Source organism: Paenibacillus sp. BK720 (assembly GCF_011761545.1).
Taxonomy (GTDB): domain Bacteria; phylum Bacillota; class Bacilli; order Paenibacillales; family Paenibacillaceae; genus Pristimantibacillus.
The window spans coordinates 591,841-606,678 of the sequence record NZ_JAASRQ010000005.1; the positions used below are offsets into that span (position 1 = coordinate 591,841).

The 14,838-nt window shown below is 53.5% G+C and carries 10 protein-coding genes; 8 read left to right on the forward strand and 2 right to left on the reverse strand.

The window, feature by feature from the left end; translation table 11 throughout:
• Positions 1–33: 33 nt before the first annotated feature.
• On the reverse strand, positions 34–1,494 hold the full coding sequence (locus FHT67_RS21665; RefSeq protein ID WP_167201294.1) for a spore germination protein: 1,461 nt from the start codon (positions 1,492–1,494) through the stop codon (positions 34–36).
• Complete coding sequence (locus FHT67_RS21670) at positions 1,487–2,608, reverse strand: GerAB/ArcD/ProY family transporter (RefSeq protein WP_132310444.1); 1,122 nt, start codon at positions 2,606–2,608, stop codon at positions 1,487–1,489. The genes FHT67_RS21665 and FHT67_RS21670 overlap by 8 nt, the downstream gene beginning before the upstream one ends.
• Positions 2,609–2,769: 161 nt before the next feature.
• Here FHT67_RS21670 and FHT67_RS21675 point away from each other — a divergent pair, with 161 nt between their 5' ends.
• The 8 genes from FHT67_RS21675 (at position 2,770) to FHT67_RS21710 (ending at position 14,509) form a co-directional block, all read left to right on the forward strand.
• Entirely contained in the window at positions 2,770–3,369 is a 600-nt protein-coding gene (locus FHT67_RS21675; RefSeq protein ID WP_132310442.1) for a TetR/AcrR family transcriptional regulator, read from the forward strand.
• Between the two features lie 72 nt (positions 3,370–3,441).
• A complete protein-coding gene (locus tag FHT67_RS21680) occupies positions 3,442–4,644 on the forward strand; it encodes an MFS transporter (RefSeq protein ID WP_132310440.1) in 1,203 nt (400 codons plus the stop codon).
• Between the two features lie 250 nt (positions 4,645–4,894).
• Positions 4,895–9,406, forward strand: coding sequence for a glycoside hydrolase family 3 C-terminal domain-containing protein (locus FHT67_RS21685; RefSeq protein WP_167201295.1), 4,512 nt, complete (start codon positions 4,895–4,897; stop codon positions 9,404–9,406).
• A gap of 66 nt (positions 9,407–9,472) precedes the next feature.
• Positions 9,473–10,516 carry an S-layer homology domain-containing protein gene (locus FHT67_RS21690; RefSeq protein WP_167201296.1) on the forward strand — a complete coding sequence of 348 codons (1,044 nt, stop codon included), beginning with the start codon at positions 9,473–9,475 and terminating at the stop codon, positions 10,514–10,516.
• Positions 10,517–10,604: 88 nt separating this feature from the next.
• Positions 10,605–11,588, forward strand: a complete 984-nt coding sequence (locus FHT67_RS21695) for a glycerophosphodiester phosphodiesterase family protein (protein ID WP_132310434.1) — start codon at positions 10,605–10,607, stop codon at positions 11,586–11,588.
• Positions 11,589–11,751: 163 nt separating this feature from the next.
• Positions 11,752–12,393 carry a class I SAM-dependent DNA methyltransferase gene (locus FHT67_RS21700; RefSeq protein WP_132310432.1) on the forward strand — a complete coding sequence of 214 codons (642 nt, stop codon included), beginning with the start codon at positions 11,752–11,754 and terminating at the stop codon, positions 12,391–12,393.
• Positions 12,394–12,438: 45 nt separating this feature from the next.
• Positions 12,439–13,356 carry a PLP-dependent cysteine synthase family protein gene (locus tag FHT67_RS21705; RefSeq protein WP_167201297.1) on the forward strand — a complete coding sequence of 306 codons (918 nt, stop codon included), beginning with the start codon at positions 12,439–12,441 and terminating at the stop codon, positions 13,354–13,356.
• A gap of 16 nt (positions 13,357–13,372) precedes the next feature.
• Positions 13,373–14,509 carry a bifunctional cystathionine gamma-lyase/homocysteine desulfhydrase gene (locus FHT67_RS21710; protein ID WP_167201298.1) on the forward strand — a complete coding sequence of 379 codons (1,137 nt, stop codon included), beginning with the start codon at positions 13,373–13,375 and terminating at the stop codon, positions 14,507–14,509.
• Positions 14,510–14,838: the final 329 nt, after the last annotated feature.

A 14,838-nucleotide genomic window follows, 5' to 3' on the forward strand; every position in this document is an offset into this window, starting at 1 on the left:
CGGTCCTCCTCGACAGTTTTGCAAAAATTCGGTTTAGTTTGGCCCGCGGTTCGACGTGGGCTGGAAGGAGGGTCTCATCCTTTTAAACGACCTGCGGAAGAAAGTATCCTTCAACTCTTCTTTCCTCATCGGGGCAAGCGGCGACAAGTACGGCTCGCCGAAAGACCGTAGTCCGCACATATGGGCGGTTAGCAGGATAGTGAACATTACGATGCCGAAAAAACCGAGGAAAGCGGAAAAAAACATCACCGCAAACCGTAATAGCCGGATAGACAAGGCGGCATTAAAGGCAGGCGTCGTAAAGCTTGATATACCCGTAAGCGCAACAACGATAACCATCGCGGAGGATACGATTCCGGCCTGCACAGCTGCTTGACCTAATACTAACGCGCCTACGATCGAAACAGCTTGTCCGATCGCCCGTGGCATCCTGATGCCGGCTTCCCTTAGAATCTCGAACGAGACCTCCATAATGAGAGCTTCGACCAAGGCGGGGAACGGAACGCTTTCGCGCTGCGACGCGAGCGACAGCAGCAACGGTGTCGGGATCATCTCCTGGTGGAAGGTAATCGCCGCAATATAGATGGAGGGGCCAAACATGGAAATAAATAAAGAAACATACCGCAGGAAACGGATTGCGGAGGATACGTCCGCACGGTGATAGTAGTCCTCCGCCGATTGGAAAAACATAAAGAAGGTCGTTGGAGCCACAAGCACAAAAGGGGTTCCGTCTACGAATATGGCAACCCGCCCTTCGAGAATATGAGCCGCTATCGTATCCGGCCTTTCCGTATTAAACATGGTGGGAAAAGGCGTAATGCTCTCTTCCTCGATCAAATTTTCGATATAGCCGGACTCCAGAATGGAATCGTAGTTGATCTTCCGCAGGCGCTTCCTAACCTCGTCAATAACCTCCTGCTTCGCGGTGCCGTTCAAATACATCACCGCGACATCCGTCTTCGTAACGGAACCAATCTTCATGGATTCCAGCCAAAGATTCGGATTCCGGATCCGTCTGCGTACGAGCGCGACGTTGGTGCCGATGCATTCGTTAAACCCTTCCTTTGGCCCGCGAATGACGATTTGGGAAGAGGGCTCCGTAACCGCCCGTACTTCTCCCCCGCGCGTTTCATAGCTAAGAGCTTCGCTGAATCGGTCCACGATCAAAACGGTATCGCCGGATAAAACAGCCAAGATCAGATCGTCCATCGATAAGACAGACTGAACGTTATTAACGGACAGGTCCAGATGCTTCATCTGCTGGAGAAGAGATCCGCTGCGCCGGTTCAAGTCCAAGGTGAGGGAGGCTACGGAATCGAAAAACAAATCATGAACAAGCTGTTTATCGATCAGCCCTTCCATGTAGACGGCTGCTGCCTTTATTTCCGGATTCTCCAGCCGAAATCTTTTGAATACCAGATCGGAGCTTGGACCTAAAGCCGATTTAATCCTTTTTAAATTCGATTCCAGATCCGTATTTACGGGATTAGTCATTATGGCCTGCCCCCCTGAGCTGTCGGAATGTTTTTTTTGCGAGATGCACGAGAAGAAGAAGCAAAGGCAGGGCAACCGTGACGATAAAAAGCATCAGCATGGACGAGGTTTGCCCTTCGCTCACGTGCTCTGGAAAGCTCCAGGCCGAGAAGATAGACATAAACAACACCACAATCCCGACGGGAGCAGCCAGCTTGGCGAGCGTATGAATCCGGAACAGATCGCCCCAGATGGCCATGACGGCATAGCTGTACAAGCTCATTTTGAAAAATACGCATATAATGAGCGTCAGCATGACAATCGCATCCAGCCTCTGCAAAAAATTCGCGATATTGACTACCGAAATCATGGTTAAGAGAGAAAAAGTAGAGCGGATATAAATGCTGTCTCCAAGAACGAGGAGCTGTACGGCCTGCGTCAGAGACAATACGAACCCGCTGAACAATATCGCGACCATTCCTGTTTTGCCGGCCTTTTTCTTATCCTTAAGGTGGGGCAGGACGGTTGAAAAGGCGAATAACTCGCCAAACGGGAATAATAAAATGGAGGGATACGCCGTTTTAAAGGCATTTTTCCAGCTCCCCCCGTTAATCGGAAAGATGTTGGAAAACTCAACTTCCCCTGAGAAAAAGACGGCCAGGAGACCGAAAATTCCAAGGATAATGATCACATACACGTAGACCTGGGCCAGGCGGCAAATGACTTCGATTCCTTTGCCAAGCACATAAATCATGACAAGGGCCATAGTTGCATTAATGATAAACAAAGGAGTCTCGTCGTACGCGGACGCAATTAACAGGTCGCCGGCTTCCCGAAGATTGCGGGAGGCATTATATATAAAATAGGCAAGAATAAAAAGGCTGATCGGCCAGGCAAGAACGGGACCAACGATCTTTCGGATATAAGCGCTGACGATAAGTTCGGGATATTGCTGATGGAGATACCGGTAGACCGAGTAGAGCAGAAGAGCGCCCGGAATCGCCAGAAGAACGGATAACCATGTCGCATGGTTGGAAGCAAGTCCGATATGGACAACGATCGCGGTTCCGAATTCGAATAAAATCATAAGGGCCATTAGCTGTCTGGAGCTTACGGTTTGTTGGTTTCCCTGCATGCGGAGTCCTCCCGGAATCTTTCCGCTAATTATTTCCATGCGGGTACCGGAATATGTAAACCGAGCAGACTTTGCCGGGATTGCAAACGTTGCGCTTATCCATTACAATACTGAATAAACGTTCAGTATCGAAATCGGGAGCTCAAGCGGGGTGAAGCAGCGTGAACAAGAAGCAGCAGCAAACCGAGCAGACAAAGAAGAAAATAGCGGATGCGGCGCGGAATTTGTTCGTGCAGAAGGGTTATAAAGCGACCTCCATCGAAGACATCGTCAAAGCGACGGGCTGCAGCGCGGGCAATATTTATTACCATTTCAAAAACAAGGAAGGGCTGTTCCTGCATCTAATCGAGGATTGGAACACGGAGTGGGAAGAGACCTGGCTGGCAAAGGAGCCGCAGTACAAGACCACTATCGATAAGCTGTACGGCATGGCCGAGCATCTGGCGCATGATCAGCTGAATCATCCGCTGACCAAAGCCGTTGACGAGTTCTTCAACAACGCGGAGAAAAATCCGGAGGTCGAAGAGCGCATTAACGAGATGGTTAAAGGTTATATTGACTTTAACCGGGATTTGCTGCAGCGGGGAATCGACAGCGGCGAATTCCAATCCTCGAATGTGACCGGCCTTGCGATTATTTTGGACAGTCTGATGTACGGCCTGAATCAGCACACGCGAACAATGGAACGGGAGGAAGCTTTGGCGGCTTACCGGCTGGCTATGGACGTGTTTTTGCACGGCATTGCCACGCCGGCCCGCTAGGCCTTTTTTTTCGCAATGATCTAGAATGAATATTCAGTATTCGAACAGCTTAGAAATCGGGGGAATCATAAGATGACTTTATTGCTTAAAAATCGGGGTGCTTTGCTTATCCTGATGTTTAATTTATTGCTAGTTTTCACGGGGATCGGGCTTGTTATCCCGATTATGCCGAAGTTTATGGAGACGCTTGGCATAACGGGAGGTATTGTTGGCCTGCTCGTGGCGGCGTTCTCGCTGACGCAGCTCCTGTTCTCGCCGCTTGCCGGGCGGTTGTCCGACAAATTCGGCAGGAAAAGGATGATCGTGTTCGGCATGCTTGTGTTCGCCTTCTCCGAAGCTTTGTTTGGGGTCGCGGAATCCTCGGTCTTATTGTTCGTATCCAGGCTGCTTGGGGGCATTAGCGCCGCTATGATTATGCCGGCCGTTATGGCTTACGCGGCGGACATTACGACCAAGGAAGAGCGGGCCTCGGGCATGGGCTTTATTAATGCGGCCATTACGACCGGCTTTATCATTGGTCCCGGCATCGGCGGCTATATTGCCGAATTTGGCATCCGGGCGCCGTTCTACGCAGCCGGGGCAGCAGGCGTACTGGCAGCCGTGATCAATTTGATTATCCTTCCGGAGTCTAAGCCCGTACAAGAGGAGCTAGCGGAAACTTCGGTGCCCGGGAAGGAAAAGCGCGGATTCGTTACACAGCTTCGTTATTCGTATCGCGAGCCTTATTTCCTGGCATTGATTATCGTCTTTGTCATGTCGTTTGGACTGGCGAACTTCGAAACGGTATTCGGATTGTTCGTCGATCATAAATTCGGCTATGGGCCTAAGGATATCGCCTTTATTATTACGTTTGGGTCCATTGCGGGCGCAGTCGTTCAGGTTACGATCTTCAGCTGGATTCTGAGGACGTTCGGCGAGCGGCGGGTCATCTCCGTTTGTCTTCTGTTTGCCGGATTGTTTATCGTCCTGACGCTTTTTGTTCACCAGTTCTGGATGGTGTTTGCGGTAACGTTTATTATCTTCCTGGCGATTGATATCCTGCGCCCGGCGATCAGCACGCAAATGTCGATGGTTGCGAAGGATCAGCAAGGTTACGTGGCCGGTCTGAACTCGGCGTTTACGAGCCTTGGCAATATTGCCGGACCAATCATCGCCGGATTCCTGTTCGATGCCAATATTAATTACCCTTATACGCTAGCTTGCGTCGTTCTGCTTCTATGCTTCGCGTTGACGCTAAGCGATAGAAAACGCAGCCTGCAAGGCGCGAGAACTTAACAGGAAAGAGGCTCGATTCGCTGATGTCGGTTTTTTTAAAACCGGTGTCAGCTTTTTTAATTTAACCCCGTTATCAAAAAAAATAGGAACTTATCCCAAAAAAAGAGGCGCTTACCCCCAATTAAGTAAGCGTTTACAATTTAGGTGTCGACAAGTTCAGCCGAGAGGGGGAAAGCTTACCGTTTCAAGCTTCGCAAGCATCCGCCGTCAGTCGCAATCAATTCATTGGGATGAATAGGATGGTGTCAGCATGGACAGTTCGAAGGGGATAAAAAGAAGAAAGACGGCTTCCTTATTGTTAGCCGGAACCTTGATGTTCAGCGGCGTTCTGCAGGTGATGCCGAGCAAAGCCTCGGCGGATTCGATTGCTTTTAACACGCAGTCGGGAGGCATCTTCGACGGAATGCCTTTGTTTGACGGGGTGCCTTCTCACCTGGACGCTTTCGTGGATACTTATTTTAACTATGTGGGCCTAGAAGGCGCCGCGTTATATGCAACGGGCATCCGCGATAACTACACGTTTGTGATGGACGATAATCCGATCAAGGGCAAGACGGTGCCGGGCGGCATTGCGGCCGCGGATAACGTATACGGCGTATCGACCGATTTTCCCGCTCTCGTTGGCCTTGGCCAATCGTGGAACAAGGGGCTGCTGACGCAAGTCGGGCAGGTGATGGGCAGCGAGAAAATCAGCCAGAACAACGTCAAGCAGGGCACGGCCAATATTCATAACGGTTCGAATGCCTCCAAGCCGATCGCATTTACCGCCTTGTCGGATTTGCGGATTAACCCGTTGAACGGGCGTTTCCCGGAAGGGTACGGGGAAGACCCGTATCTGTCGGCAACGATGATCGACAATATGGCGGCGGGGCTGTCCGGCACGGACCAGAACGAAAGCGACAACGGCTTCTGGATCCGGGCTATCGTAGGGACGAAGCACTTCTCCATGTACAATGCGGAATGGTTCCGGCAGTCCTCCAGCACCGCGGCGGGAGCAAGGGCCATCTACGAATACCAGACCCCGTCCGCGTTCAAAGGGCTGGAGTCCGGCTCCGTATCGGGTATTATGACTTCCTTCGGGCGCACAAACGGCATTCCGAATATTATTTCTCCTTATATGATTCTGGGCGACAAGGTTGCGCGGTACGGCATGTATTCGTCGCCGGACTTTAACGGGGAGCAGCATCTGTACAACGCAAGCTTCGGCAATGGCTACGATACGCAGTATACGCTTGACCGCAAGCATGCGCTGGCGCTTATGGTGCTGGGTCATTCGGAATCCGTCCGCGCCTCCGGTACCGACAAGACGGATGTCGTGACGCTTGCCAACGCGGTCAAAGAGGGGCTGTACGGCATCACGCTGCAGGATGTGCGGGACGCGGGCAGACCGCTTGTGAATCAGCTGGTCCGCGCGGGGATATTTAACGAAACGGGCGCAAACGGCATCCCGAAATATTATCCGTTTGCGAGCCAGGCGAAGGATGTATCGTCCAATCTTACGAGCTTCAACACCCAGGCGCATCAGGAAGTAGCTTTGCAGGCCGCGCGCGAGACGGTTGTTCTGCTCAAAAATACGGACGGCGCGCTGCCGCTCGATAAAACGAAAAAAGCGGCGGTTGTTGGGGCATACGCGGATATGCGCATGAAAGCCCAGTATTCGGCGAGCACGCCAAGCCTTCCGACTGCCGGCAAAACGCCGTTGTTCGCGATCCTGAGCACGATCGGCGCTTCCAAGGTGCAGTTCAATACCGGCGGCGAGGTTATCGCGCTGAAGTCGAAGGCTAACGGCAAATACGTGACTGCCGGAACGGCGGCAGGGGCTCAATTAACGGCGGACTATTCGACATCTGATAATACGTTCACCAACGCTCAGCTGTTCGAGGTCTATGATTGGGGCCAGCAGGCGGCAAGCCTTCTCTCCAAGGAGAACAGCCGCTGGGTTACCGCGCCAACAACGAACAATGCGGCGGTTGGCAATACGGCAACGGCAAACCTGCTGCTGACGGGCTCGGACTGGTCCAACCCGACGTCGGTCAGCAATAACAGCACGATTCCGGCTAAGCTGCGCATCGAAGGCAATTCGGACAATTCCGTCTCGATTATCTCCGGCGGATTGGCGTTTCAGACCGGCGTATACAGCGGCCGGTATGTGACTACTGCGGCGGACGGCAAGATGGCTACGGGGGCTGCGGCAATCGGAAATCCCGCGAATTACAATTCCCGCGGCACGGACGCCAAGTTCGAGAAAACAACGGTCAAGGAAGCCGGCGCGGATGCGGCAGCTTTGGCGGACACGCAGGATTATGCTCTCGTCTTTATTGGCGCGCATCCAAGCAACAGCGCGGCGGAAGGCAATGACCGCGCGGATCTTTACCTGGGCGCCAATGATTACAAGCTGGTCAAAAATGTTGCCGCGGCTTTCGCGGCCAAGAACAAGAAAACAATCGTTGTTCTGCTCGCCAGCTCGCCGGTCATCATGGAAGAAATTCAGAACGACCCTAACGTATCGGCGATTGTGGAACAGCCATATTCCGGCGAATTCGACGCGCAAGGTCTTACCGATGTGCTGTATGGCGACTACGCGCCAACCGGCAGATTGACGTCTACCTGGTATGCGGATATGTCGGCATTGCCTGCAATCGATAAATACTCGATTCCGGAAGGCAGCGCCACAACGCTTAGCCAGATCGATCCGCGTTACACCGTGGATATGTCGAATGCCGATCCGGTAGAAACGAAGCTGACGTATATGTATACTTCGGCGCCCGTTACCTATCCGTTCGGTTACGGTTTAGGCTATGCGGACTTTACGTACAAGGATTTCTCGGCTCCATCCAGCGCAAGCAGCGCTTCTCCGTTTAACGTATCCGTAGAGATTACTAACGAAGGCAGCATCGCAACTTCCGAGGTCGTGCAGCTGTACGCCCGGAAAAACGGCTCTGCTTACGGAGCCGAAGCTCCTCAGAAGAAGCTTGTCGGCTACGAGAAAGTATCCCTTACGGCAGGCGAGCACAAGGTCGTTACCCTAACCGTCGATCCTAAGGATCTAGCGATCTGGGATGTGAACAAAGGCGATTACATCGTTGAGGACGGCTCATATTCCCTGATGGTAGGCCATTCTTCGGACGATATTCGCTTTACGGGCAATATCACAATCGTGGGCGATCAGCTTGCATCGCTTTCGGCCGTAAGCAAGTTCAACGTCTTTGACCATGCGTTCGCGTCCAGCCATGTGGCGTATTCCGAAGCTTCCAAAGCACGGACGGTGGCTAGCCTTAGCGAAGATAAGATCGCCGGCGAATACTACACCGTTAATTCGAAGCAGCAGGGAGCATGGGTAGCTCTGCCTAAGACCGATTTTACGGGCGCCCAAAAGCTGGTTGCCAGCGTTGCGAGCAACAGCAGCGGCGGTCATATTACGCTTCGCGCGGATTCGCCGGCGAATGAGCCTTTTGCAACCATTGAAGTTCCGGTCACCTCCGTATCCGCGTATACCATGCCAACTGCGGCGGATCAAACGGTACGCGAGCTTGGCTTTGCGGAGGTGGAAGCGGCGATAGATAACGCCCCGGCCGGTCTCCATACGGTTTATGTAGTGTTTGATTCGCCGGATATCCGGATTGATACGCTGCAGGTCACAGAGAACGAGTTGACCATCAGCTCCCCGGCAGCGAATGCGGTGCTTCCAAGTGCGGAGGTAGGAGCTCCTTATGAACAGTCGTTGAATCTAAGCGCAATTGGCGGAACCAAGCCTTACGCATGGAGCGTAACCGGGCTGCCTGAAGGACTTTCCTTCGATCCTGCTACGGGCAAAATTACGGGTACGCCGGCGGAAGGAAGCGATAATGCCAGCCCGTATACCGTTACGATTACGGTAACCGATGCAAATAATACGGCAATTGCGGTGACCAACACCCTGGCCGTTCATCATGCGGGTGTCCTTACGGCATCCATTGCGGGGGCGAGTCAGGTCTATTCCAATGCTCCGTTCAGCCTGACGGTTGGATTAAACCATGTATCCGTTCCGCTGCTGGCACAGGATATCCGGATCAGCTACGATTCCAGCGCTATAGAATTCCTCAACGCGGAATCGCTGGTAGAGGGAGTCAGCATTGTTGGCACAAATACGGATGAACCAGGCATCGTGCGCATCCTGGCCGTCAGCGAAGGACCGGATCACGCGGTGACGGCTGCCGGCGACGTAATCAAGCTTAATATGAAAGCCAAGCAGGTATCGGGCAATAGGGCGGCGGTGTTTGCTATCGCCAGCGCGGAATTCTCCGATGCCGCAACCGAGATTGCGGCTGAAGCCGGCGATGCCTTAAGCGTTCAAATCCTGTACGTGAATACGCAAGCCTTGCTCGATATCATCACCGAAGCGCAAGCGTTCCACGATGCGGCGGTTGAAGGTACGGCTGTTGGCCAGTATCCTGCAGGATCCAAAGCCACCCTGCAAGCTGCCATTGACGCAGCGGCAGCCGTTGCCGCCGGAGCGCCAACCGAGCAGCAGGTGCAAGACGCGGCAGCGGCGCTTCATACGGCGCTTCAAGCATTCAAGCAGCTTGTCGTTACGCAGGTTGTCGGCGACGTCAACGGCGACAACAGAATCAGCGTGCTTGACCTTGCTCAAGTATCCGTCAATTACGGTAAAACCTCGCAATCCGCGGACTGGAGCTCCATTAAGCGGATGGACCTCAATAATGACGGCGTTATCGATATTTCCGATCTTGCTATCATTGCGCAAAAAATTCTGCAAGCTTAATTAAAAATCATAGGCAAGCAGGAGGAGGGAAAGTCCCTTCTCCTGCTTTTATGGGGGAGAAGAAAGATGCTGCGGAAATGGTTCCTCTCGACGTTGGTAGTAGGAATGTTGCTTGCCGGTTTGCCGGCTGCTTTAGTGTCTGCCGCTGCGGCTTCTTACGAAATTAGCGCCGACCAGACAAGCGTTGGCGTGAATAAGGCGTTAACCGTAACGGTAAAAGCGAGCGAGCTGAAAGACGTGTACGGTTACGAGATTGTTCTTTCTTACGATACAACGAAGCTTTCCTTACAATCCGCCAATAACCTGCTGCCCAAAAACAATGCAGCGGAACAAAACGGCTTTGCCATCTCTCCGATTAAATCCGGCAACAAAGTGACGTTCGCTTATACGAAAGTGGGCTCCGCTGCGGGCTCGGAAGGGTCGCAAGCGCTGGCCGCGTTTACCTTTGGCAGCCTTGCGGCGGGAAAAGCAACCGTCAAGATTGAATCGGTTAAGCTTGTCCGCACGGATCTGACCTCGGAGAAGCAAACGCCCGATAAAACGGTTCAGATTTACGTTTTGAATGCGAACAGGGAATTTAAGGACGTCGCGGCAGGCTTCTGGGCGAAGGATGCCATTACGCGGGCTGCCCAAATGGGCTTTGCCAACGGCTATCCGGACGGAACGTTTAAACCGCTCAAGCAGGTTACCCGGGCGGAGTTTGTTACGATGCTGGCGCGAGCTTTGGAACTGCCGGAAGCGGAGCGGCAGGGCACCGATTTTAAAGATAACGAAAGAATAGGCAATTGGGCGAAGCCTTCCATTGCAAGCGGAGTTGCCGCGGGTTGGATCAAGGGCTTCGAGGACGGTACCTTCCGTCCGGATCTTCCGATTACGCGGGCCGAAATGACGGTTATCGTCGCTCGCGCGCTTAAGCTGGACACGGCGCAGGCGCAGGCCGGGCAGCTGTCGTTCGCGGATGCGGCGAGCATCCCTTCATGGGCGAAGGATGCCGTAGCCGCGGCCGTGAAAGCAGGCCTCGTTAACGGCAGGGGCGGCAACAAATTCGTTCCCGCGGATTCCGCCAACCGTGCGGAAGCGGTAACGTTGATCTTACGAATGGCGGATTAGTCATTCAAATATAACCAAGCCATCATTGAAAACAATGGGGCGCTTTGGCACAATGACGATAGTGACTTGCGGGAAGAAGGCGTCTTTCATGAAGAGAATGGTCAGGATAGTAAAGAGTAAAGCGTTTATTGTCATTGCGCTTGTAATCGTGCTCGTTTTTCTAAACAATACAACGTATTTCGCAAAATCGTCTGGCGGCGAGCCTTTGCTGCTTGCTCACCGCGGAATGGCGCAGACCTTTACCATGGAAGACATTCAGAATGATACTTGTACGGCGGAGCGGATCTACAAGCCGGAATACCCGTACCTGGAAAATACGATTGCGTCGATGGAAGCCGCTTTCGAAGCCGGTGCGGATATCGTCGAGTTCGACGTACATATCACAAAGGATGACCAGTTTGCCGTGTTTCACGACTGGACTCTGGATTGCCGTACGAACGCCACAGGCGTTACCCGGGACTATACGATGGAACAATTAAAGCAGCTTGATATCGGTTACGGTTATACGGCCGACGGCGGAAAAACGCATCCTTTCCGGGGAAAAGGAGTTGGCCAAATGCCTTCGTTAACGGAGGTGCTGGAGCATTTTCCGTCTCAATCCTTTCTTATTGACGTAAAAAGCAATGATCCCGATGAAGGCCGGCTGCTGGCGCAATATTTGGGAAAGCTCCCGGAGGACCGCAGAAGCAATCTGGCTGTCTATGGCGGGGATGAGCCGATTGCAGCTTTGAAGAAAGAGCTTCCGGGTATGAGGGTTATGTCGAAGGCCACCATGAAGAAATGCCTGATTCCTTATCTCGCCGTTGGATGGACCGGGTATGTGCCTTCGGCATGCAGCCATACGGAAGTGCATATTCCCGAGAAGATTGCCCCCTTCTTGTGGGGATGGCCGGACAGGTTTTTGGATCGCATGGCAAAAGCGGATAATCGCGTCGTGATCGTTGGCGGCGACGGCAGCGAATTTTCCAGCGGCTTTGATACGGTGGAAGATTTAAAACGCCTGCCCGAGGAATATTCGGGCGTCATCTGGACGAACCGGATTGACCGGATTGCTCCCCGATATAACCGGTAACGGGGGAGGATTAAACAGCTTTGCTCTTTCGTTGAGCAGGGCTGTTTCTTTTTATGAATAAATCCGATTAATAAGGTTGGAAAAAGGAGAACAAGTTGAGCCCGGCTACATATGCTGATAGCAAGCAACACATTGTGGCAGCACGAGAGGGGCATGCGTACAGATGGGCAGAGAGTTTACAGCGCTGTTTGACGAATGGTCGGAATCTTACGATCGGACGGTTGCCGGGGAAGATGTGGAATATCGGGAGGTATTTGCGGGCTATGACCGCATCCTTGAAGCGGTAGCGGAGAGGGTTAGCGGAACGATTGTAGAGTTTGGGGTAGGCACGGGCAATTTGACGGAGAAATTGCTCAAGCGGAGCGATAAGGTGTACGGCATCGAGCCCTCGGAAGGCATGCGCCGGGAGGTGTCGAAGCGCGGACTGCCCATCCGGCTTCTGGACGGCGATTTTCTGGAGTTTCCTGAATTGCCGGAGCGAATCGACGCGATTGTCAGCACCTATGCTTTTCACCATTTGACGGATGCGGAAAAGGACCAAGCGATTGCCCTCTACAGCCAATTGCTTGCACCCGGCGGGCGCGTGGTGTTTGCGGATACATCCTTTGCCAATGCGGAGGAGCGTCACGAGATTGAACAATCTGCCCTTGAAGCGGGCTTCCCAAATTTATATAACGATTTGCGCACGGAGTATTATACCTCTCTCGATGTCTTGAATAAGCTGTTTACGAATCACGGTTTTACGGTCGGCTTCACCCGGCTCAACCGTTATGTCTGGCTGCTGGAAGCGGTCAAGCTGGCCTGAACGAATTGCACCTCTAGACGGGAACAGCAGAGGAGAGATGCTTGCATGGCTATTTACCGCAATGTCCGTGAGCTGATCGGAAATACACCCATTGTTGAACTGACGCGTTTCCCGTTACCCGCAGGGGTCCGGTTATTTGCCAAGCTGGAGCTGATGAATCCCGGAGGGAGCGTGAAGGACCGGTTAGGTCTGGCGCTGCTGCGCGATGCGGCTGAGCGGGGCGAGCTGAAGCCCGGAGGAACCATTATCGAACCAACGGCAGGCAATACGGGGATTGGGCTGGCGTTAGCCGCCGTTGGCACGGACTATAAAGTGATATTTGTCGTACCCGAAAAATTCAGCATCGAGAAGCAGACGCTGATGCGCGCGCTTGGAGCGAAGGTCGTCAATACCCCAACCGAAGAGGGAATGCTTGGGGCGATCCGCAAAGCGGAGGAGCTCGTATTGTCTATTCCGGGAGCGTATTCACCGGCGCAATTCTCGAATCCGGCGAACCCTTCCGCGTATTACGACACGCTTGGTCCGGAGCTGTGGCAGGAGCTGGACGGGAGAGTGGATGTTTTTGTGGCGGGAGCGGGAACGGGCGGAACGTTTATGGGAACGGCGCGGTATTTGAAGGAGCGGAGTCAGACCGTAAAGACGGCTATCGTCGAACCGGAAGGCTCGATATTGGCTGGCGGCAAGTCCGGGCCGCACCGGACCGAAGGCATCGGCGTGGAGAAGCTGGCTCCGTTTATGGACCCTTCCTATTTCGATGCGATCCACACCGTTACCGACGACATTGCGTTTGCGCGGGTGAAGGAGCTGGCAAGGCTGGAAGGCCTGCTTGTCGGCAGCTCCTCCGGCGCGGCGCTTGAAGCTGCTCTCAGAGAAGCGCAGCTTGCGCCATCGGGAAGCAACATCGTGACGATATTCCCGGACGGAAGCGAGCGTTATCTGAGCAAGCAGATTTACGGGGAATAGAGGAGGCGGCTTGACGTTGAAGCGATTAACGAAGCTGATTCACGGCGGAACGTCGGTTGATCCGCATACCGGCGCGGTTAACGTTCCGATCTATCAGACGAGTACGTATAAGCAGGAGGACGTCGGCGTTCACCGCGGTTATGAATATTCCCGCACGGGCAATCCGACAAGGCATGCGCTGGAGGAGCTGATCAAGGAGCTTGAGGGCGGAGCGCGGGGACTTGCGTTCAGCTCCGGCATGGCGGCGATTCATACGGTGCTGTCGCGTCTGGGCAGCGGGGATCATCTGCTTGTGACCGACGATGTGTATGGCGGGACGTTCCGGATTGTTACCCGGGTGCTTGCGCGTCTTGGCATTGAGGCCACCTTTGTGGACACGGCAGATTTGGATGCGCTGGAGCAGGCGGTACGGCCAAATACAAAGGCCTTGCTCGTCGAGACGCCGACCAATCCGCTCCTGAAGCTGACGGATATCTCGGCGGTCTCTGGCTGGGCGAAGTCGCACGGGTTAATGTTTATTGTAGACAATACGTTTGGCACGCCTTATTGGCAGACGCCGCTTGCGTTAGGCGCGGATGTCGTTGTACATTCGGCGACCAAATATTTGGGCGGGCATAGCGACGTTGTTGCGGGGCTGGTCGTTACGGCAGACGAGAAGCTGGGCGAGGAGCTGCATTATATTCAGAATGCCGTTGGCGGCGTGCTTGGCCCGCATGATTCCTGGCTTCTTATCCGCGGCATGAAGACGCTGGGGCTGCGAATGGAAGCCCATGAAAACAATGCCCGCGAGATTGCAAGCTTTCTTGCCGAGCATCCGGCTGTTCGAAAGGTCTACTACCCGGGCTTGCCGGACCATCCGCAGCATGAGCTGGCGAAGCGTCAGGCGCTTGGCTTCGGCGGGATGATCTCGTTTGACGTGGGAAGCACCGGGAAGGTAGCGGAGGTGCTGCGAAAGGTTCGATACTTTACGCTAGCCGAAAGCCTTGGCGCCGTAGAAAGCCTGATCTCGGTTCCGGCCCGGATGACGCATGCGTCCATTCCGAAGGAACGGAGAGAGCTGCTTGGCATTACCGACGGGTTGATCCGCATCTCGGTCGGCATCGAAGATCGCGAGGATCTGATCTCCGATTTGACCCAGAGCCTGGAAGGCTAGCGAAGCCGGTTTAGTTCCTATCGTACCACGCCTTAAGCCGGTCGCGGCACGAAACTTTCCTCTATATCGACGTTGTGTCCGACATGTTCCGAACCCGTAGCTAACTAGAGTCCGTCTTATATCGTTCTTAACGATGCCGTACATCGTTAAGCACTCCCCCGAATAGGTAAAACCAAAAGAAGAGGCTGTGCAGATCTTACCTGCACAGCCTCTTTGGCTATATCGGCCACCTCCCACAAGGATTTTCTTGGTTATTGTTCTTTATTTGACAGGTTAAAGGCAAACGAAGTGTTTGTATGTTCTGGAGAAATGCTAATGTTCGCTTTTGC